This is a genomic window from Duganella sacchari (assembly GCF_900143065.1).
GTDB classification, from domain to species: domain Bacteria; phylum Pseudomonadota; class Gammaproteobacteria; order Burkholderiales; family Burkholderiaceae_D; genus Rugamonas; species Rugamonas sacchari.
Window position 1 is genome coordinate 20,219 of sequence record NZ_FRCX01000022.1, and the last position, 21,063, is coordinate 41,281.

The 21,063-nt window shown below is 63.6% G+C and carries 19 protein-coding genes; 15 read left to right on the forward strand and 4 right to left on the reverse strand.

Annotation, left to right across the window (positions count from 1 at the left end):
* Positions 1-6 precede the first annotated feature (6 nt).
* Both hemL and thiD read right to left on the reverse strand, forming a co-directional pair.
* Entirely contained in the window at positions 7-1,293 is a 1,287-nt protein-coding gene (hemL, locus tag BUA36_RS28805; RefSeq protein WP_072790630.1) for a glutamate-1-semialdehyde 2,1-aminomutase, read from the reverse strand.
* Between the two features lie 19 nt (positions 1,294-1,312).
* The gene (gene thiD / locus BUA36_RS28810) at positions 1,313-2,158 is read right to left on the reverse strand and encodes a bifunctional hydroxymethylpyrimidine kinase/phosphomethylpyrimidine kinase (protein WP_072790633.1); all 846 of its coding nucleotides are present in this window, start codon (positions 2,156-2,158) and stop codon (positions 1,313-1,315) included.
* Positions 2,159-2,253: 95 nt separating this feature from the next.
* Here thiD and BUA36_RS28815 point away from each other — a divergent pair, with 95 nt between their 5' ends.
* The 6 genes from BUA36_RS28815 to BUA36_RS28840 are packed head-to-tail and all read left to right on the forward strand — an operon-like array spanning position 2,254 to position 11,573.
* Complete coding sequence (locus BUA36_RS28815) at positions 2,254-2,406, forward strand: rubredoxin (protein ID WP_072790635.1); 153 nt, start codon at positions 2,254-2,256, stop codon at positions 2,404-2,406.
* Between the two features lie 28 nt (positions 2,407-2,434).
* Positions 2,435-2,827 (forward strand): response regulator, encoded by a 393-nt coding sequence (locus BUA36_RS28820; RefSeq protein WP_072790638.1) that lies wholly within the window; start codon positions 2,435-2,437, stop codon positions 2,825-2,827.
* A gap of 19 nt (positions 2,828-2,846) precedes the next feature.
* The gene (locus tag BUA36_RS28825; RefSeq protein WP_072790641.1) at positions 2,847-3,212 is read left to right on the forward strand and encodes a response regulator; all 366 of its coding nucleotides are present in this window, start codon (positions 2,847-2,849) and stop codon (positions 3,210-3,212) included.
* 2 nt (positions 3,213-3,214) lie between these two features.
* The gene (locus BUA36_RS28830; RefSeq protein WP_072790642.1) at positions 3,215-3,730 is read left to right on the forward strand and encodes a chemotaxis protein CheW; all 516 of its coding nucleotides are present in this window, start codon (positions 3,215-3,217) and stop codon (positions 3,728-3,730) included.
* Positions 3,731-3,758: 28 nt separating this feature from the next.
* Entirely contained in the window at positions 3,759-6,083 is a 2,325-nt protein-coding gene (locus tag BUA36_RS28835; RefSeq protein WP_072790644.1) for a methyl-accepting chemotaxis protein, read from the forward strand.
* A gap of 15 nt (positions 6,084-6,098) precedes the next feature.
* On the forward strand, positions 6,099-11,573 hold the full coding sequence (locus BUA36_RS28840; RefSeq protein ID WP_072790646.1) for a hybrid sensor histidine kinase/response regulator: 5,475 nt from the start codon (positions 6,099-6,101) through the stop codon (positions 11,571-11,573).
* Here BUA36_RS28840 and BUA36_RS28845 read toward each other — a convergent pair.
* The gene (locus BUA36_RS28845) at positions 11,548-12,993 is read right to left on the reverse strand and encodes a cryptochrome/photolyase family protein (protein WP_072790648.1); all 1,446 of its coding nucleotides are present in this window, start codon (positions 12,991-12,993) and stop codon (positions 11,548-11,550) included. The genes BUA36_RS28840 and BUA36_RS28845 overlap by 26 nt on opposite strands.
* A 198-nt stretch (positions 12,994-13,191) precedes the next feature.
* On the opposite strand from BUA36_RS28845, the gene BUA36_RS28850 reads away from it, so the two are divergent.
* Genes BUA36_RS28850 through BUA36_RS28885 form a run of 8 tightly spaced genes read left to right on the forward strand, consistent with a single transcriptional unit; the run spans position 13,192 to position 19,970 of the window.
* Positions 13,192-13,803 carry a YqgE/AlgH family protein gene (locus BUA36_RS28850; RefSeq protein WP_072790650.1) on the forward strand — a complete coding sequence of 204 codons (612 nt, stop codon included), beginning with the start codon at positions 13,192-13,194 and terminating at the stop codon, positions 13,801-13,803.
* On the forward strand, positions 13,804-14,190 hold the full coding sequence (ruvX, locus tag BUA36_RS28855; RefSeq protein WP_202413750.1) for a Holliday junction resolvase RuvX: 387 nt from the start codon (positions 13,804-13,806) through the stop codon (positions 14,188-14,190).
* Positions 14,187-14,693, forward strand: coding sequence for a bifunctional pyr operon transcriptional regulator/uracil phosphoribosyltransferase PyrR (gene pyrR, locus BUA36_RS28860; protein WP_072790652.1), 507 nt, complete (start codon positions 14,187-14,189; stop codon positions 14,691-14,693). The genes ruvX and pyrR overlap by 4 nt, the downstream gene beginning before the upstream one ends.
* 4 nt (positions 14,694-14,697) lie before the next feature.
* Complete coding sequence (locus BUA36_RS28865) at positions 14,698-15,663, forward strand: aspartate carbamoyltransferase catalytic subunit (RefSeq protein ID WP_072790654.1); 966 nt, start codon at positions 14,698-14,700, stop codon at positions 15,661-15,663.
* On the forward strand, positions 15,660-16,973 hold the full coding sequence (locus BUA36_RS28870; RefSeq protein WP_072790656.1) for a dihydroorotase: 1,314 nt from the start codon (positions 15,660-15,662) through the stop codon (positions 16,971-16,973). The genes BUA36_RS28865 and BUA36_RS28870 overlap by 4 nt, the downstream gene beginning before the upstream one ends.
* Before the next feature lie 9 nt (positions 16,974-16,982).
* Positions 16,983-17,732 (forward strand): lysophospholipid acyltransferase family protein, encoded by a 750-nt coding sequence (locus tag BUA36_RS28875; RefSeq protein ID WP_072790658.1) that lies wholly within the window; start codon positions 16,983-16,985, stop codon positions 17,730-17,732.
* Positions 17,733-17,745: 13 nt separating this feature from the next.
* Positions 17,746-18,675 carry a LysR family transcriptional regulator gene (locus BUA36_RS28880; RefSeq protein ID WP_072790661.1) on the forward strand — a complete coding sequence of 310 codons (930 nt, stop codon included), beginning with the start codon at positions 17,746-17,748 and terminating at the stop codon, positions 18,673-18,675.
* Between the two features lie 29 nt (positions 18,676-18,704).
* Positions 18,705-19,970 carry an SGNH/GDSL hydrolase family protein gene (locus BUA36_RS28885; protein ID WP_084560401.1) on the forward strand — a complete coding sequence of 422 codons (1,266 nt, stop codon included), beginning with the start codon at positions 18,705-18,707 and terminating at the stop codon, positions 19,968-19,970.
* Here BUA36_RS28885 and BUA36_RS28890 read toward each other — a convergent pair.
* Positions 19,942-20,811 (reverse strand): symmetrical bis(5'-nucleosyl)-tetraphosphatase, encoded by an 870-nt coding sequence (locus BUA36_RS28890; protein WP_072790669.1) that lies wholly within the window; start codon positions 20,809-20,811, stop codon positions 19,942-19,944. The two genes, BUA36_RS28885 and BUA36_RS28890, sit on opposite strands and share 29 nt — an antisense overlap.
* A 121-nt stretch (positions 20,812-20,932) precedes the next feature.
* On the opposite strand from BUA36_RS28890, the gene BUA36_RS30555 reads away from it, so the two are divergent.
* The coding region (locus BUA36_RS30555; RefSeq protein WP_139260729.1) for an NAD-dependent epimerase/dehydratase family protein at positions 20,933-21,063 on the forward strand (131 nt) is incomplete at its 3' end.

A 21,063-nucleotide genomic window follows, 5' to 3' on the forward strand; every position in this document is an offset into this window, starting at 1 on the left:
CGAGGGTTAAAGCTTGGCGAACACGCGGCGGGCGGCGGCGATGGTTTCGTCGATGACGTCGTCGGTATGCTGGGCGGAGACGAAGCCGGCTTCAAACGCCGCTGGCGCGAAGTAGACGCCTTCATCGAGCATGCGGTGGAAGAAGACGTTGAAGCGTTCGCGGTCGCCGGCCATCATCTCGGCGTAGTTGTGCGGCGGCGTGACGCTGAAGTACAGGCCGAACATGCCGCCCACCGAATCCGCGCAGAAGGCGATGTTGGCGTCTTTGGCGGCCGCCGTCAGGCCAGCCGCCAGGCGCGCTGCCGATGCACTCAGTTTGTCGTAGAAGCCCGGTTCCTGGATCAGCTTGAGCGTGGTCATGCCCGCTGCCACTGCCACCGGATTGCCCGACAGCGTACCGGCCTGGTACACGGCGCCCAGTGGCGCCATCTTGCTCATCAGCGCCGCGCTGCCGCCGAACGCTGCCACCGGCAGGCCGCCGCCGATCACTTTGCCCAGCGCCGTCAGGTCCGGCTTGATGCCGTACAGTTCCTGCGCGCCGCCCAGCGCCACGCGGAAGCCGCACATCACTTCATCGAAGATCAGCACCGCACCATGTTTGGTGCACAGTGTACGCAGCGCTTGCAGGAAGGCTTCCGAGGCCTTGATCAGATTCATATTGCCGGCCACCGGTTCCACGATGACGCAGGCGATTTCGTCGCCGAAGTTGGCGAAGGCTTCTTCGATCTGCGCCACGTTGTTATAGTCCAGCACCAGCGTGTGCTTGACGAAGTCCTCCGGCACACCCGCCGATGTTGGATTGCCGAAGGTGAGCAGGCCGCTGCCCGCCTTGACCAGCAGCGAATCGGCGTGGCCGTGGTAGCAGCCTTCAAACTTGACGATCTTGTCGCGGCCCGTGGCGCCGCGCGCCAGACGCAGCGCGCTCATGGTCGCTTCCGTGCCCGACGATACCAGGCGCACCTGTTCGATCGATGGCACCAGGCGCACGATTTCTTCCGCCATCTCGATTTCCGCTTCGGTCGGCGCACCAAACGACAGGCCGCGCGCAGCGGCTTCCTGCACCGCTTTCACCACGGTCGGGTGAGCATGGCCGACAATCGCCGGACCCCAGGAACCGATGTAGTCGATATAGCGTTTGCCATCCGCATCCCAGAAGTACGGGCCTTCGGCGCGGGTGATGAAACGCGGCGTGCCGCCCACCGAGCGGAAGGCGCGCACCGGCGAGTTGACGCCGCCCGGCGTGGTTTTCTGGGCGCGTTCGAACAGCTGGTCGTTTTTGGAAATCGTAGTCATGATGGCATCTTCTTAATTTTTATTGCATGTCCTCGGCGGACTGCAAATGGAAAAAGCGGTTGGGCACAAATTTGCCCATCCCGTAGCGCTGCGCATGCGCCAGCGCGCCGACAGTGTACTCCTGTGCGGCCGCCACTGCTTCTGGGGCGTCGGCGCCGCGCGCCATGAAGGCGGTCATTGCTGCCGACAGCGTGCCGCCGGCGCCGATAAACGGCCCCGCCAGATGCTGCCAGGCGTCGTGGCTGATGACGCCATCGGCGCCGTACAAGGTATTGGCCAGCGTATTGGGCGCCGCCGGATCGCCCGCATTGCCGGACGCGGTACCGGTGACCAGCACAAATTCGCAGCCCAGGGCCAGCAAATGCTCGACATCCGACTCCAGCGTGTCCTCGCCGGCCTCGCGCCACGTTTCCGCCAGGCGTCCCAGCTCAACTTGCGATAGCATGACCACGGTAGCCTGTGGAATCAGCAATTGGCGCAGGGCGGTCAGCAGGTCTTCCGCATCGTCTTCGGGCGGCTGCGGCAGGCGTGAACTGAAGGGATCAAGCACCAGCGGCGCATCGGGATAATCGGACAGGATTTCGGCGATCGCGGCCACCTGCTCGATATTGGTGATGGCGCCGACCTTGAAGGCGGCCATGGTCATGTCTTCGAGCAGCACGCGGGCCTGGTCGGCCACCCAGTCCGGGTCGATGTCCTGGAGATCTTCAACGCCAGCGCTGTCGCCGATCAGCAACGCAGTGGTGACCGCTGTGCCGGTACAGGACAGGGCCGAAAAAACCGCCAGGTCGGCCTGGACACCGGAGGCGCCAGCCGGATCGGCAGCACCGAAGCTCAATATAAGAGGAGAAGTTTGGTTTTGCACGGCGGGTAGATTAAGATACCTAATTCAGCATTTTACTAGATTGAGGGTGGCAAAACGTGAGTAGCAACGAAACAACGCAGGAGTTCCAGACCTGGATGTGCCTGATCTGTGGCTGGATCTACGATGAAGCAGCCGGCCTGCCGGATGAAGGCATTGCTGCCGGCACCCGTTGGGCTGACGTCCCGATGAACTGGAGCTGCCCGGAATGCGGCGCCCGCAAGGACGATTTCGAGATGGTAGCCATCTGATTTTAACGCGCCGCCCGGCCTAGCGACTATGAACTCTGCTCTGAAAATCATGGTGATCGACGACAGCAGCACCATTCGTCGCTCCGCTGAGATCTTCCTGACCCAGGCCGGTTATCAGGTGGTGCTGGCCGAGGATGGCTTTGACGCCCTCGCCAAAATCAACGATCACCACCCGGCGCTGGTCTTCTGCGACATCCTCATGCCGCGCCTGGACGGCTATCAGACCTGCGCACTGATTAAGAAAAGCGCAAAATTCCATGCCACGCCCGTGTTGATGCTGTCCTCCAAGGATGGCCTGTTCGACCGCGCGCGGGGCAGCATGGTCGGCGCCGTTGCGTATCTGACCAAACCTTTTACCAAAGACAGCCTGCTGGCCGCGGTGCGCGAGCACACCGGCGGCGCTGCTGGAATACCAGAATAAGAAAGCCCCAGGGGGAAATATGGCCATACAACGCATTCTGATCGTCGATGATTCGCCCACGGAGCGCTATTACCTCAACGATATCCTGACCAGGAATGGCTACACCGTGACGGTGGCCGAAAGCGGTGAGGAAGCGCTCATCAAGATCAAGACCGACAAGCCGGAACTGATCCTGATGGATGTGGTGATGCCTGGGGCGAACGGCTTCCAGGTCACGCGTTCCATTGCGCGGGACCCCGAGCTGAAGGATGTCCCCATCATCATCTGCTCCAGCAAAAACCAGGAAACTGACCGCATCTGGGGCCTGCGCCAGGGCGCCAGGGACTATCTGGTCAAGCCGGTGGATGCGGCTGAACTGCTGGCCAAGATCGCGGCCCTCGGCTAACGATGAGCGGCCCTACGCCAGGGACAGAACGCCGCAGCCGCCTGCGCCAGTACCAGGTGCAGCTGCTGGAGCGCATGCAGGCCGCCAAGACCGGTGCGCCGGAAGGCGGGCGTGAACTGGGTGTGCTGATCGGCGGGCATCAGTGCCTGCTGGACCTGACGCAGATCAGCGAGATCGTACCACTGCAAACCGCGACGCCGGTGCCGCTGACGCAGGACTGGTATCTGGGCCTGGTGAATGTCCGCGGCCACCTGACCGGCGTGATCGACCTGGCGCGCTATCTGCAGCAGGCTGCGGGCGATGCGGCGCCGTCCGAACGGCGGCTGATTACCTTTGCGCCCCCACTGGGCTTCAACTGCGCGCTGCTGGTGGAGCGCGTGCTGGGCCTGCGCAAGCTGGCTGACATGGAAGCGCTGCCGTCGGATGCATTCCGCGACAGCGAAGGGCAACAATGGCGGCGCATCGATCTGGCGCAGCTGGTGCAGGAAGCACGGTTTGTACAAGTAGGGCTGGTATAGCAGGCAAACACTAATCCGGAGAGGGTGTATGGCTTTTAAGGGTATTTTCTCGCGCGGCAGCCGGAATGCCGCCCAGGATGCGGCCGCGAATTCGGAGTTTGGCGATTCGCAGTTCCTGCATACCGCCGCCGGCGGCACGCCCGCGCCGCCGGCGTCCATGTCCACGCCCACGTCCGCAGCTGACGACAGCGACGCCGCGCCGCTGCGCCTGCGCGATGCGCTGGGACGCCGCCGGACGCCTGCTCCCGTCGAAACCGGTCCCGGATTCAAGCTGCCGCTGATCGGCCATCTGCCGGCACAACGCCAGCTGAGCGTGCTGTCGACCGCATTGGCGGTCTCGCTGGGCCTGAGCGCCGTGTTCGTGGCCTTCAACACCGTCCACAGCGCCAACCGCTCGGCGCAAACCCAGGTGGCCAGCGATGCGCTGATGCATTCGCAGCGCATCGGCAAGGCGGCGCCAAACGCGGTGCAGGGCAGCGTGGAGGGCTTCCGCCAGTTGGAGGAGAGCCGCAAGGAACTCAATAACGACATCAACCTGATGACGCGCGGCGGCCAGTACCAGGGCCGTTCCATCGGGGAGCCGCGCTCCGACATCGCCGTGGTGGTGGCTGCCGCGCGCAAGCAATGGACCGCAACCGATCTTGCTGCCGGCACCATCCTGACGCTCAAGGCGGACCTGAGCGGCATGGACAAGACGCTGCAAACGCTGAACGAAATGTCGCCCGATCTGCTGGTGCGTACCGAAGACATCATCGGCCTCAAAGTACAGCGTGGCGCCTCGGCACGCGAGATCGCCGCACTGGGCAAGCTGACCATGCTGACCCAGCGCATGAGCCGCAGCGCCAGTGAATTCCTCACCGCAGGCGGCATCAGCTCGGAGACCGCTTTCCAGCTGGGGCGTGATACCACGGTGTTCCGCAATACCATCGACGGCTTCCTGAGTGGCAGCGTGCCGCAAGGGCTGGCTGCCGTGCGCGAACCGGACCTGCGCGCCAAATTCACCGAGCTGCGGGACGCTTTCGAGGCGTACCAGAAGCTGGTGACGGCCATCCTGGACAAGCTGGATAAATTCAACGCCGCCAAAGCCGCCGAACAGCTGATCTTCAACGATAACGAAGCACTGCGCCAGCGCCTCGGCGTTTTACAGCAGGCTTACCGCGAAAATCAGGACTCGCTCGACATCACCTTCTGGCTGATGGTGGCCGGCGGCATGATGACGCTGGTGACGGCCGCCGCGATCGGCCGCGTGCTGCTGATGGATTCGCACAACCGCACGCGCGGCGCGGAACGCCGCCGCCAGGAAGCGGAAGCCATGCGCCAGCAGGCGCAGCGCCAGGAAGAGGAAGCCAAGTCGATGAACGACCAGAATCAGGCGGCGATCCTGCGCCTGATGAACGAGTTGCAGGAAGTGGCGGATGGCGATTTGACGGTGCAGGCGACGGTGTCCGAAGACATCACCGGCGCGATTGCCGATTCGGTCAACTACACGGTAGAGGAGCTGCGGGGCCTGGTGGGGCGCGTGACGGCGACAGCCGAACAGGTGACCAAGGCTTCCACGCACGCGCAAAGCATCTCCAGCGATCTGCTGTCGGCATCGCAGCAGCAGTCGCGCGAAATCCAGGATGCGTCGTCCACCGTGGTGACGATGGCCAACGAGATTACCGATGTGTCGCGCTCCGCCAGCGAATCGGCGGACGTGGCGCGCCAGTCGGTCGCTGCGGCGCAGCAGGGTTCGACGGCGGTGGAAAACGCCATCAAGGGCATGCACGAGATCCGCGAGCAGATTCAGGATACGTCCAAGCGCATCAAGCGGCTGGGCGAATCGTCGCAGGAGATTGGCGAGATCACCGAGCTGATTTCCGACATTACCGAACAGACCAACGTGCTGGCGCTGAACGCCGCGATTCAGGCCGCCTCCGCAGGGGAAGCGGGGCGCGGCTTCTCGGTGGTGGCGGAAGAGGTGCAGCGGCTGGCGGAGCGCTCGGCCGAAGCGGCCAAGCAGATCGGCGCACTGGTGCGTACGATTCAGACTGACACCCACGACGCGGTGGCGGCGATGGAAAAATCCACGCAGGGCGTGGTGGAAGGCGCGCGCCTGTCCGATGCGGCTGGCGCGGCGCTGCATGATATTTCGCAGGTGTCCAACCGTCTGGCGGAGCTGATTTCCGGCATTGCGCAGGCGACCGGGCAGCAGGCCACGTCGGCGTCCGGCGTGGCGCAGAACATCCAGCATATTCTCGCGGTGACGGAGCAGACCCAGGACGGCACGCAGCAAACCGCACAATCGATTCACAAGTTATCGGTGCTGGCGCAGGAGTTGAAGAACTCCGTGGCGCGATTCCGCATCGCTTAAAGGCCGAGACCAAGCATGACCACAACTGATTTATCGACACCACAGCAGCCGCAATTCGACACTGGCCCTTTGTCATGGGTGATGGTGGAAATTCGCGAGTCGCTGGCACGTTCGCGCACCGCGCTGTTCGAGGCGGGTGGACGGGCGCCGGAAGATCAGGCCACCCAGCTGCAGCATGCGAAGTCGCATTTGCACCAGGCGCATGGCGCCTTGCAGATGGTGGATGTGGATGGCGTCAGCCAGATGACGGCAGTGGCCGAGGCGGCACTGGACGCCTTCAAGGCGGGGACGCTCAAGTGCAGCGCCGATAACGCACAGGCGGTGGCGCAGCTGTATCAGGCGCTGGTGGAGTATCTGGAAGAGCTGCTGGAAGGGGCGCCATCGCAGCCGGTGAAGCTGTTCCCTTACTACCGCGCCGTGCAGGAGATGCTGGGTGTGGAGCGCATCCACCCGGCGGATTTGTTCTATCCCGACTTGTCGCAGCCGGTGCATTTGCCAGCGGCCGCCGGTGCGTCCGATGCGGCCGCGCCGGACTACGCGGCCTTCCGCCAGCGCTTCGAGCGCGCATTGCTGCCTTACCTGAAATCGGCCGACGCCGCGCAGCAGCAGGAACTGGCGGCGCCGCTGCTGGACGCCGTCAAGCTGGTGGCCGATGCCCAGCAGGACGACGCGGCGCGCACGTTCTGGCTGACGATGCAGGGCTTTGCGGAGCTGGTGGCTGGCGGCCAGCTGGCTGGCGGCTTGTACGTGAAGCAGTTGTTCGGGTTGATCAATTTGCAGATACGCCGTTTGAGCCAGGGGACAGCGGCGCAGCCGGAAGCGATGCTGCGGGATGCCTTGTTCTTCATTGCGACCGCAGGCAGCGAATCGTCGTCGTCCATCGTGCAGCAGTTGCGTGGCGCGTTTGCGCTGGACGGCCTGGCGTCCACGGACTATGAAACGCGGCGCTACGGCCAGGTCGATACGGAAGCGCTGGAACGTGCCAAACACGGCATCGCGCAAGCCAAGACATACTGGGATCGCCTGGCGGCAGCGGAAATCGATCCAGCGCTGGATGCTTCGTTTGACGCTGCGCTGCATGACGTGGCGGCGGAGTGCGACAGGCTGAATCTGTCCGCGCTGGGCGCTTTGCTGCGCCAGTTGGCCGATGTGGCGCGCAAAGCCGTCTCCGCAGGCCGCAGCGAGGAGCTGGCGCTGGAAATGGCGACGGCCTTGCTGTTTGCGGAGCACGGCCTGCAGCACGTCCGTCATCTGCCGGATGATTTTGCGGCGCACGCCGATACCATAGGCGCGCGCTTGCTGGCGCTGGTGTCCGGCGAGACTCCACCGGAGCCGGCGCAGTGGCAAAAGGGTCTGGCGCATCAGATGCAGCAGGACGATACGGTCATCGCGCTGGCGATGGAGATGAAGACCGGCCTGCGCCAGGTGGAGAAGGGGCTGGATGATTATTATGCCGATCCGTCCAGACGTCCAGCGCTGCTTGAACTGGAGCCGGTGCTGCATCAGCTGCAAGGTGCGCTGGCGGTGCTGGACCAGGACGGTGCGATGCACGCCGCGCAGCATGTGAAGGGGATGGTGTCGGCATTGGCCCATGGCGAGGGTGATCCTTCTGCTGAACCGAAGGCGCTGGATGACATTGCGCAGAACGTCGGCGCGCTGGGCTTCTTTGTGGATATGCTGGCGCAGAATGCGGCGGGTGCGCGCGAGCGGTTTGTGTTCGATGCTGCACAAGGCACGTTCCGTTCGGTGCCGTTCAAGAAAATGGCGGCGTCGGACTCGATACCGGTACTGGATGAGCAGGTGCCGGCGCCCGCGCCGCTGTCGATGCCGGTCGAGACGCCGCCACCGGCCGCCAGCGACGCTGCGGTGGAGGCGGAGCTGCTGGAGATCTTTATCGCCGAGGCGCAAGAGGTGCTGGTGTTTGTGGATGCCACGCTGGCCAAGCCGCGCGTGGAGTCTGGCAGTGAAGAGAATCTGACCATGCAGCGGCGTTCCTTCCATACGCTGAAGGGCAGCGGACGTATGGTGGGCTTGAATCAGTTTGCCGATGCTGCTTACGCTATCGAGAAGGTGATGAATGTCTGGCTGGCAGAAGCGCGGCCAGCGACCGATGCATTGTTTGATTTGCTCGACGCTGCGGCGCGTGAGATGTCGGCCTGGGTGGCGGAACTGGTCGCCAACGGCATTTCGCACCGCAGCGCGGATGCCATCATTGAGGCCGCCGTGCGGGTGCAGGAAGGCGGCGAGCCAGCCTTGCCGCCAGCAGTTGAGGAAATTGAAGCCATCGCCGCGCCTGACGAAGCATTCGTCACTGAGCCAATCACGCCGCCTGTCGTCAGCCATGGCAATGTCATCGAGTTCCCGACTATCACGCCGCCAGCCGCGCCGCGTGACGACAACATTAAGCACATCGGCGATCTGGAAATTCCTCTGCCGCTGTATAACATCTATCTGCACGAATCCGATGACCTGGTGCGCAAGCTGGTGCAGGACTTCGGCGAATGGCGCCACGAGCCGCGCCGTCCGGTGAATCCGGACGCTTTGCAGGCCTCGCACACACTGGCGGGCACCTCCGGCACGGTTGGTTTCAACGTCCTGCGCGAACTGGCGCTGGCGCTGGAGTCCACGCTGGAGGTGCTGTTGCCGCCAGCGCCGCATCTGGATCAGGTTCAACATGATCTGCTGGACTTCACCATGGAGCGCATCCGCCAGATGCTGCAAAGCTTTGCAGCAGGCGAATTGCCCTCTGCGCAGCCGGAACTGATCGGCGCCTTGCACGGCTTGCGCGATGAGCTGATGGCGATGCCGCCTGCAGCCAGCAATGAGATCGAGGCGCGGCTTGATAGCCTGGTGGCTGAGACCATGGATGGCTTGAACCCTGCGCCGGAAGCACCGCAGGAATCCGCGCTGGATACGCTGTTCCGCGAGACTTACAACGCTATCAGTGGCACCGTGCCGGAATCGGAAGCGCCGGTCGCGCCGCCAGTGAAGAAAAAGCCGGAAGTGCATATCGATGACGGCATCGATGATTTGTTCAACGCCGCGTTTGACGATGCCTTTGCTGAGCCGCCATTGAAGATCGCCGCGCCGCTCGCACCCGAGCCCGAGTTGGAGCCCGCAGCGCCAGCGCCTGCGCCAGTTGAAGCAGATCCGTTCGACGCTGGAACGGATTTCATCGCGCCTGCGCCAGTCATTGCGGACGCGGCGCCGCTCGAACCCGAGGCCGACGCCGAGGTGATCGCGCTGGCACCGGCCGAGCCGGAAATCCTGACTGCAGCCCCCGCCGTCTTCCACGACGAACTGGATGCCGACCTGCTGCCGGTTTTCCTGGAAGAGGGCGCCGACCTGCTGCCGCAGGTGGGCGAAGCATTGCGCGCCTGGCAGCACCATCCGGCCGATGTCTCGCAAGCCCAAAGCCTGCTGCGTCTGCTGCACACCGTCAAAGGCAGCGCACGCATGGCGGGTGCGATGCGCCTCGGCCAGCATTGCCATGAAATCGAAACCCACATCGAAAACATGGTACATGCCGGCTCCGCAACGCCGCACGCTTTCGAAGAACTGCTGGCCCACTACGACCACGCGCTGCTGCTATTCGAACAATTGCAACGCCCGGATGCGCTGCTCGCCGACGCGCCGCCTGCGCCAATGGAGAGCGATGCATCCGCCGCCCTACCTGCCGTACCGGCCGACGAAGCCCAGGCCAGCACCAAATCGCCACTGGTCCGCGTCCGCGCCGACATTCTTGACCGCCTGGTGAACCAGGCCGGTGAAGTATCGATCTCGCGCTCACGGTTGGAAAACGAAGTCGAAACCCTGCGCACCTCGCTGAGCGACTTCTCCGACAACCTGGCCCGCTTGCGCCGCCAACTGCGTGAAATCGAAATGCAGGCCGAATCGCAGATCGCGTCGCGCATGTCGATTTCCACCGAGCGTGAATTCGATCCACTGGAATTCGACCGCTTCACCCGTCTGCAAGAACTCACCCGCATGATGGCCGAAAGCGTCAACGACGTCGCCAGCTTCCACGAAAGCCTGACCCGCAGCGTCGATAACGCCCACGGCGACCTTACCCAGCAAGCCCGCCTGACGCGCGACCTGCAACGTGACCTGATGCGCGTGCGGATGGTGCCATTCGCCAGCATTGCCGAACGCCTGTTCCGCGTTGCCCGCCAAAGCGCCAAGGACGTGGACAAGCGCGTCAACCTCGATATCCGTGGCGGCTCGGTGGAGCTGGACCGCAGTGTGCTGGAACGCATGTCCGCACCGTTCGAACACCTGCTGCGCAACGCCATCGCCCACGGCGTGGAGTCGCGCCAGGGCCGCACTGCCGCAGGCAAGAATGAAATAGGCGAACTGCTGGTGCAGGTGGCGCAGGAAGGCAATGAAGTCGTGATTGAATTCAGCGATGACGGTGGCGGCCTGGATCTGGACCGCATCAAGGCCAAGGCCATCAGCGTCGGCCTGCTGCACGAGGGCGAGGACGCCAGCGATACGCAAATCGCCGACCTGATTTTCGAACCCGGCTTTTCCACCGCCGAGTCGTTGACCGAGCTGTCGGGGCGCGGCGTCGGTATGGATGTGGTGCAGTCGGAAGCGCAGGCGCTGGGTGGCCGCGTGGATATGTACTCGGAACGCGGCAAAGGCACGCGTTTTGCGATCCGCCTGCCGCTGACCTTGGCCGTCACGCAGGTCGTGCTGCTGGCCGCTGGCGGCAAGACCTACGCCCTGCCAGCAATTCTGGTTGAGCAGGTGGTGCAAATGAAGGAAGCCGCCCTCGGCGAAGCACGCGAGCAAGGCATGCGGTACCTGCCGACGCTGTTGGGCGATACCGCGCAGCCGCCGGTGCAGCGCTCAGCGCCGGTGATGATGCTTAAGAACGGCAACGAGCATCTGGCGCTGCAGGTGGATGAGGTGCTGGGCAATCGCGAGGTGGTCATCAAGAACATCGGCCCGCAGCTGTCGCGCATGGTCGGCATCGCCGGCGCCACGGTGCTGGGTACCGGCGACATTGTGCTGATCTTGAATCCGGTCGCGCTGGCGCAGCATCTGGCACACCATCCCGAAGTGAAGGCGCACTATGCGCAAGTGGCGGCGGACAGCCCGGCGGTGACGCCGCAAGTTGGCCGCACCATCATGGTGGTGGACGATTCGCTGACGGTACGGCGCGTGACGCAGCGCCTGCTGGAGCGCGAAGGCTACCGCGTGCTGCTGGCCAAGGATGGCGTGGATGCGCTGGAGCAGCTGCAGGAAACCTCGCCGGACCTGATGCTGGTCGATATCGAAATGCCGCGCATGGATGGCTTCGATCTGACCCGCAATGTGCGCGGCGATGAACGCACCAGGCACATCCCCATCATCATGATTACCTCGCGCAGCGCGGACAAGCACCGCAACGTAGCGCTGGAACTGGGCGTGAATGCCTACTTCGGCAAGCCGTTCCAGGAGGATGTGCTGATGGAGGCGATCACTGGCCTGTTGACGGTTTCTTGACCACCTCGTAGCGCTCAAGCGTGCGTTTGCGCGCTTCGTCGTGCTTGACGATGGGCGCCGGATAGCCTGGCGCCAGCAGGCGTGGCGCCAGCCATGGCGCGTGGATTTCCTTGTTGCTCAACTCTTTCAGTTGCGGCAGGTAGCGGCGGATGAATTTCCCTTCGCCGTCAAACTTCTCCGACTGCGACACCGGATTGAAGATGCGGAAGTAGGGCTGTGCATCGCAGCCGGACGACGACGCCCACTGCCAGCCGCCGTTGTTGGATGCCAGATCGAAGTCGTTGAGGTGCAGCGCGAAGTAGGCTTCGCCACGGCGCCAGTCGATGCCGAGATCTTTGGTCAGGAAGCTGGCCACCACCATGCGCAAGCGGTTGTGCATCCAGCCGGTCTGGTTAATCTGCAGCATGGCCGCATCCACCAGCGGATAGCCGGTGCGGCCTTCGCACCACGCGTCGAACATCTGGTCCGCTTCCGGCCCGGTTTCCCATTCGATGGCGTCATAGGCGGGCTTGTAGGACGTGCCCACCACATGCGGATTGTGGAACAGGATCATGGCGTAGAACTCGCGCCAGATCAGCTCCGATAGCCAGACGGCCGCGCCTTCGCCGCCAGCGCCGCGTTCCTGCAGATCCACGATCGTGCGGACCAGATGGCGCACCGACAGCGTGCCAAAGCGGAAGTGCACGGACAGGTAGGATGGACCTTTGACGGCCGGATAGTCACGCGCCACATTGTAGTCGGCGATGCGCGATAAAAAATCTTCAAACAACGCCGAGGCGCCCGACATGCCGGTCGGGATTTTCAGCTTGGACAGATTGCTCGGTTCGAAGCCCAGGTCCGCCAGTGTGGGCAGCGCCGGTGCGTGCGCTGGACGCGGCGCCAGGCGCGCCGCATGCGGTTCGATGTTGTACGGCGCCAGCACCGACGGATCGGCCGCCAGTTTCTTCAGCCACGCGTTCTTGTACGGCGTGAACACCGAGAACACGCCGCCGGTCTGCGACAGCACCTCGCTCTTTTCAAAAATCACCTGGTCCTTGTAGCTGGCGAACTGGCGACCGGCGGCGCGCAGGCTGCGTTCCACCGTGGCGTCGCGTTCTATCGCTTGCGGCTCATAATCGTGGTTGCAGAACACCGCTTCCACGCCGAGTTCCGCCGCCAGCGCCGGAATTTCATGCACCGGATCGCCATGCCGCACGATGAGATGGCCGCCCATCTGCTCCAGTTCGGATGCCACTTCGGCAATGCTGGCGTGGATGAAGTCAACGCGGCGGTCGCGGCGCGGCAGGGTGTCCAGGATCGTGGTGTCGTAGACAAAAACGCAATACACCTTGTCGCTTTCCAGTAGCGCCTGATGCAGGGCAACGTGGTCAAAAACACGCAGATCGCGGCGTAGCCATACGAGGGAAGAAGTCAGTTTCATTCGGTCTGTATCAATCTTGTAGGGGACGCGATCGTAGATCCGGCCCCAATTCAGTGTAAACTACAGGGTAAACAGAGTTGCTAGCCGCGCGATACTACAGTAATTGTCAGCAGCACAGAGAGAACACGCACCCCAGCAGAGAGAGCAACTTGTATGAAGAAGAGCAAAATAGGCAAAACTCTACCTGTAGCCGGCTTGATGCAGGACGCCGACGATTCCCTGGAACCCATTGGCGCCGTCACGGCTTCTACCCTTAATCTCGCAAATCATTTCCTTATAGCAATGCCATCCATGCAGGATCCGGTCTTCGGCGGTACGGTGGTGTATGTTTGTGAGCACAATGAAAACGGTGTGTTGGGCGTGGTGATCAACAAGCCCACCGACATGACCATGCACACGCTGTTCGAGCGCATTGACCTCAAGGTCGATCACGGCCTGGAAGGCCATGACGACGAACCGATCATGTTTGGCGGCCCGGTGCAGGACGACCGCGGCTTCGTGCTGCATACGCCCGGCCACCGCTATTCGTCCTCGCTGACGGTGACCAAGGACATCGCCTTCACCACGTCCATCGACGTGCTGGAAGCGGTAGCCGCCGGCGATGGTCCGCCGCGCATGCTGGTTTCGATCGGCTACTCGGGCTGGAGTCCGGGCCAGCTGGAAGAAGAGATCAGCCGCAATGGCTGGCTGACAGTGGGCGCCGATCCGGAAATCCTGTTCAATATGCCGATTGAAGACCGCTACACGGCGGCGATGCGCCTGCTGGGTATCGATCCGCTGATGCTGACCTCCGAGGCGGGCCACGCGTAAATGAGCATAGAAACAGTCTTTGCTTTTGACTTCGGCGTAAAACGCATCGGTGTGGCCATGGGTAACACCATGCTGCTGCAGGCGGAACCCCTCAAAGTCATCAACGCCATCGACAATGCCACGCGCTTTGCCGATATCCAGAAAATGCTCGACGAGTGGAAGCCCGCCCGGCTGGTGGTCGGGCTGCCCATGCACCCGGACGGCGCAGAACACGAAATGACGGCGCGGGCGCGCCGTTTTGCTAATCAATTGAATGGCCGCTTCAACCTGCCGGTGGAGCTGGTCGATGAACGCTATTCCTCGGCCGTGATTTCGGCCAAACGCGGCGAGGTGATTGACGACCGCGCTGCCGCCATCATTCTGCAACAATACTTCGACTCCCTATGACCTTGAATCCCAACCAACTCGATGCCGAAGCGCTGTACGCGACGCTGCTGGCCGATGTGAAAGCCGGCCTGGCCGGCGTGCCGGATGTCGCGATTGTCGGCATCCACTCCGGCGGCGCCTGGATCGCTGAACGCCTGGCGGCTGACCTGGGCCTGTCGGCGCGCTGCGGCGTGCTGGATGTGTCCTTCTACCGCGACGACTACGCCAAGAAGGGACTGCCGGCCGAGGTCAAGCCGACCAACATCACCTTTGACGTCGCCGCCGCCAACATCCTGCTGGTGGACGACGTGCTGTACACCGGCCGCACCACGCGCGCCGCCATCAACGAGCTGTTTGACTACGGCCGTCCAGCGCGCATCATGCTGGCCGCGCTGGTTGACCGTGGCGAGCGCCAGCTGCCGGTTGCCGCCGATTTCGTCGCCGCCAAGGTCGCTGTGCCTGCGGGCCAGGCGCTGGTGCTCAAGCGCACCGATGATGACAAATTCACGCTAACTATCGAATAAGACCATGCTTAATCCGCAACTGAACAAACACGGCGAGCTGCAGCACTTGCTGTCGATTGAGGGACTGCCCAAGTCCATCCTCAATCACATTCTGGACACCGCCTCGTCCTTCGTCGGCATCTCCGACCGCGACGTCAAAAAAGTACCGCTGATGCGCGGCAAATCGGTGTTCAACCTGTTCTTCGAGAACTCGACCCGTACCCGCACCACGTTTGAAATCGCCGCCAAGCGTCTGTCGGCGGACGTCATCAACCTGAACATCCAGGCTTCCTCGACCAGCAAGGGCGAGTCGCTGCTGGACACCATCGACAACCTGGCGGCGATGCACGCCGACATGTTCGTGGTGCGCCACGCGCAATCGGGCGCACCGTACCTGATCGCCAAGCACCTGATGGAGACCAAGCAGAATCACGTGCACGTGGTGAACGCGGGCGATGGCCGCCACGCCCACCCGACGCAAGGCCTGCTGGACATGTACACCATCCGCCACTACAAGAAGGACTTCACCAACCTGCGCGTGGCGATTGTCGGCGACATCCTGCACAGCCGCGTGGCCCGTTCGGACATCCACGCACTGACCTCGCTGGGCGTGCCGGAAGTGCGCGCGATCGGCCCGCACACGCTGCTGCCAGGTGGCCTGGAGCAGATGGGCGTGCGCACCTTCACCAATATGGACGAAGGCCTGAAAGACGTGGACGTCATCATCATGCTGCGTCTGCAGAATGAACGCATGAGCGGCGCGCTGCTGCCGTCGGCCGGCGAATACTTCAAGAGCTACGGCCTGACGCCGGAACGCCTGGCGCTGGCCAAGCCGGACGCCATCGTCATGCACCCGGGGCCGATGAACCGCGGCGTGGAGATCGACTCCGCCGTGGCGGATGGCGCACAGGCAGTGATCCTGCCGCAGGTGACCTTTGGTATCGCAGTCCGTATGGCTGTCATGAGCATCGTCGCAGGAACGCAAGCATGAACGCATTGAATAAAAATATCCACATCAAGAACGGCCACGTGATCGATCCGGCCAACGGCATCGACGGCCTCAACGACCTTTATATCGCCGACGGCAAAGTGCTGGCGGTAGGCGCCGCACCGGCGGGTTTCACTGCGGACGAAACCATCGACGCGATTGGCCTGATCGTCTCGCCGGGTTTCGTCGACCTTTCGGCGCGCCTGCGCGAACCGGGCTTTGAATACAAGGCCACGCTGCAGTCGGAAATGCAGGCGGCCATGCAGGGCGGCGTCACGAGCCTGATCTGCCCACCGGACACCGATCCGGTGCTGGACGAACCAGGCCTGGTTGAAATGCTCAAACACCGCGCGCGCCAGCTGAACCAGGCGCACGTGCACCCACTGGGCGCGCTGACGGTCGGCCTGAAAGGCCAATCGCTGACCGAGATGGTTGAACTGACCGGCTCCGGCTGCATCGGCTTCTCGCAAGCGGAAGAACCTGTCACCGACACCAATGTACTGCTGCGCGCCATGCAGTACGCCAAGACCTTCGGCTACACCGTGTGGTTGCGTCCACAGGATGCGTACATCGGCCGTGGCGGCGTGGCCGCTTCCGGTCCGCTGGCGTCGCGCCTGGGCCTGTCCGGCGTGCCCGTGATGTCCGAGACCATCGCGCTGCACACCATCTTTGAACTGATGCGCGCCACCGGCGCGCGCGTGCACCTGTGCCGCATTTCGTCGTCCGCTGCGCTGGAGCTGATCCGCAGCGCCAAGCAGGAAGGCCTGCCGGTCACCTGCGACGTCGGTGTCCACCACGTTCACCTGACGGACGCCGATATCGGTTTCTTCGATTCCAACGCGCGTTTCACGCCGCCATTCCGCAGCCAGCGCGACCGCGATGCGATCCGCCGGGGTCTGCTGGATGGCACCATCGACGCACTGTGCTCGGACCACACGCCAGTGGACGACGACGAAAAGCTGCTGCCATTTGCCGAAGCCTCGCCAGGCGCCACCGGCCTGGAACTGCTGCTGTCGCTGACGCTGAAATGGGCCGAGGACTACGCCGTGCAACAGGATACGGGAGCGCAGCGTCCACTGTCACGCGCACTGGCCCGCATCACGTCGGAAGCCGCGCGTGTCGCTGGCCTGGCCGCTGGCACGCTGTCGGTTGGCGCGGTCGCGGACGTGGTGCTGTTCGACGCCGGCGCCCACTGGACGGTGGAAGCCTCCGCCCTGGCCAGCCAGGGCAAGCACACGCCGTTCCTGGGCTATAACCTGGCGGGCCAGGTGAAAACCACCATCGTGGCCGGCCACGTTGCTTACCAACGCTGATACGCCTGCATGAAACTGTCGACGATATTCCGCCTTGCGCGGGTGCTTTTGCACGTGTTTCAGGGGATGGCGATCTGCGCTACCGTGTTCCCATGGATCGGGCTGGAGAAACGCAACGCCCATATCCGCCGCTGGTCCACCAAGCTGCTCAAACTGTGCAATGTGACGGTGGAGCACGCGGCCGGTAGCGCGCCGGTGCTGAACTGCTCCATGGTGGTGGCCAATCACGTGTCGTGGCTGGACATCTTTGTGGTGCACAGCCTTTATCCCAGCCATTTCGTGGCCAAGGCGGAGATCCGTTCCTGGCCGCTGGCGGGATGGCTAGCGGAGAAGGCGGGCACCGTGTTCATCTCGCGCGGTAACCGCCGCGACCTGCGCCACATCTTCAAAGGGCTGGTCACCAGCCTGGAACAGGGCGAACGCGTGGCCTTCTTCCCGGAGGGGACCACGGCGGCGCAGGGCAGCCTGCTGCCGTTCCACGCCAATCTGTTTGAAGCGGCGATTGACGCCAAGGTGCCGGTACAGCCGTTTGCGCTGACCTATGAGGACGCTGACGGCGGCTCGCATCCGTCGGTGGACTTCATCGGCGAAACCAGTTTTGCGGAAAGCATCGTGTTGATCCTGAACGGTCCGCCGGTGAAAGCCAGGCTGGCCATTCTGCCGCCGCTCAGCAGCGACGGTGCGCATCGCCGCGATCTGGCAGAAGCCTCGCACAAGGCCGTCGCCGCTGCGCTGGGCGTGCCCGTCGTAGCGCACTAACGGCGCCGTCATCATGCCGCAGCCATCCAACAACCTGAATCTTCTGAGGTCGCTGGATGTGCTGCTGGAGACGCGCAATCTCACCACCGCCGCCGAGATACTGGGGCTGACGCAATCTGCGCTCAGCCGCCAGCTGGCGCAGCTGCGCCTTGAATATGGCGATCCCTTGCTGGTGCGGGAAGGGCAGCGCTTCCTGCTGACCCAGCGCGCGCAAGCCATGCGCGGTCCACTCAAGGCCGTGCTGGCGGCGCTGCACTCGGTGCTCGATGGTCCGGGCTTTGAACCCGCCACCTGCACCCGCACGTTTGCCATTGCCGGTTCCGATTATCTGGCCGATCACATGCTGCCCGCGCTGGTGCAGGCCATGTGCGCGCAGGCGCCTGCGGCCAGCCTGAACTTCCGGCTATGGGAACCCGGTTACTACCGCCTGCTCAGCGATGAAGGCGTGGACCTGGTGGCCACCATTGCCGACCTGCTGCCCGAAAATCTGCACGGCCGCGCGATGGGCGAAGACCGCGCCGTGTGCCTGATGCGCGCCAGCCATCCGCTGGCGCAGCAGCCACTGACGCTGGACGATTATGTGCACGCCACACACCTGCGCATCAGCGGCGGCAGCGATAGGGACGGCGTCATCGAACAGGCGCTGGCCAGACTGGGTTTGCGGCGCGATGTGCGCCTGACGGTGCCGTTTTTTTCGGCGGCGCTACGCGTCGCCTGCAACCAGGATCTGCTGCTGACGGTGCCGGAGCACATGGCGATCCAGTTTGCCGCAGCCACACCGCTGGTCTGGAAGCCGCTGCCGTTTGAGGTGCCCGCCTACCGCTACTGGCTGCTGTGGCATGTCCGTAACCACCACGATCCTGCACACCAGTGGTTCCGCCAGCTGATGTTCGACGTTCTGAACCGCTTCGAACACGGCGTCACCCACTTCAACGCTCACTGAGCTCAGCATGCGCGGCGTGCATACCGGGTATGCGGCCAACGCTGTTGATCTGCCCCTGCGGCATCCGTAGACTGGCCGCACTCAACAGCCGACAGGATGGTCCGATGATGCGTGTGGTGGTAGCTCTGTTATGTTTGCTGGCGTCGGCATGGAGTATGGCCGCGCCGGACTGGGTCAGCAGCTGGACGGCGGCGCCGGACAGTGCCGGGCCGGCCATGCAGCCACAGACCATCCGCCAGGTGGTGCGCACCAGTGCCGGTGGCAGCCAGCTGCGCATCCGCCTGTCGAATGCCTACGGACTGACGGCAGTGACGATAGGGCCGGTGCGTGTCGCCCGGCGCGTGGGAGACGCCGCCATCGATCCCGCCAGCGACCGCGTGGTGCGCTTTGACGGCCAGCCGGCTGTCACCATTGCGCCGGGCCAGAGCGTGGTCAGCGACGCCGTGGCGCTGCCGGTGGCGACCCTGCAGGAACTGGCGATCAGCCTGTATCTGCCGGAGGGCGCCAGCCGCGCCAGCATCCACGGCGAAGGCTTGCAGACAGTTTATCTGGCGCCAGGGGCGGATACCACCGCAGCGCCCGTTCTTTTGGCGGCGCAAACGGATGACAGCCGCTATTTCCTGGCTGGCGTAGAGGTGCTCTCCGCCAGCGATGCACGCGCCGTGGTGGTGCTGGGCGATTCGATTGCCGATGGCGTCGGCGCGACCGCCAACGCCTATGCGCGCTGGCCGGATGTGCTGGCGGCGCGGTTGGCGCCGGCATCGATGGCGGTGGTGAATGCCGGCATCGCCGGCAACCGCCTGATCCGTGATGCGGTCCCGCCGTTTGTCGGCTCCAGCATGTTGGGGCGGCTGCTGCGCGATGCGCTCGACCAGGCGGGCGTGCGCTGGATCGTGCTGCACGCGGGCAGCAACGACATCAATGCTGGCGACATGCTGGCCACGCCGGACCAACAGGCCTCGGCGCAAGACATCGTCGACGGCATGCAGACGCTGATACGGCGCGCGCACCAGCGCGGCGTCAAGGTATGCGGCGCAACCCTGCTGCCGTATGGCGGCGTCGGCGCACCGTTTGTGTACACGGCGGCCGGCGAGGCCAAGCGCCAGGCGGTCAACGCCTGGATACGCAGCACCAGTCTGCTGGACGCCATGGTGGATTTTGACGCACAGCTGCGCGATCCATCACAGCCGGAGCGGCTGCTGCCGTCCTATGGCAGTGGCGACCATCTGCATCCGAATGACCGCGGCTACCAGGTGATGGCGGCGCTTATGCCTGCTTTGCTGCTTTCGCACTGATCTGCTGGAATTCCGGGCACTGCACCTGCAGCAGGCTGCGGTCTTCCAGGCACACGGCAGATAATTGTCCGCCCCATACGCAGCCGCTATCGAGGCCGATCAGGTTGGACTCCAGCTTCAGGCCCAGCGCCGACCAGTGGCCGAACACCACGGTCTCGCGCGCACTGCGGCGGCCGGGCACGTCGAACCACGGCATCAGGCCGCTGGACGGATCGGCGGTGCCGCTTTCCTTCATCTTGAAGTCCATCACGCCATCGGCCGAGCAGAAGCGCAGGCGCGTCATGGCATTGATGATGCAGCGCAGCCGGTCCGCACCGTGTAGCGCATCCGACCACTGGGCCGGTTCATTGCCATACATCTCGGCCAGAAATTCTGCGGCCTGCTCGCTGCGCAGCATGGTTTCCACCTCGCCCGCCAGGGCCATGGCTTGCGCAGCCGTCCATTGCGGCAGCAGGCCGGCATGCACCAGCACGTGATGGTCGACGCGGATCGCCAGCGGACGGTGGCGTATCCAGTCAATCAATTCCTCGCGGTCGGGCGCATGCAGGATCTCGGCCAGCGTATCGGATTTGTGCTCGGGCCGGATGCCATACGCCACGGCCAGCAGGTGCAGGTCATGGTTGCCCAGCACGCTGTCGATGAGGCCGCCACTGGCCATGGCCAGTTTGCGGACATGGCGCAGCGTGGCCAGCGAATCGGGGCCACGGTTGATCAGGTCGCCCGCAAACAGGATGGCAGGCTCCGCCACGCCATCGGCGGCGGCGTGTTCGCGTATGCGGTCGAGCATCGCCAGAGCCTGCTCATGGCAGCCCTGCAAATCCCCGATTACATAGGTTTTCATAGGAATACTCGCTGGTTCGTTGCTTGGGAATCTGAAATACCCTGAATTTTCCCCGGATATCGGGTACTTCACATAAAATCATGTCTACCGACTAATTTTGACTCTTGCTGCGGGATACTAAATGATTTTTGTAACGGGTGGTGCTGGTTTTATAGGCTCGAATTTCGTCCTCGACTGGCTGGCTCAGTCGGATGAGCCTGTTCTTAACTACGACAAGCTGACCTACGCCGGTAATCTCAACAACCTGGCGTC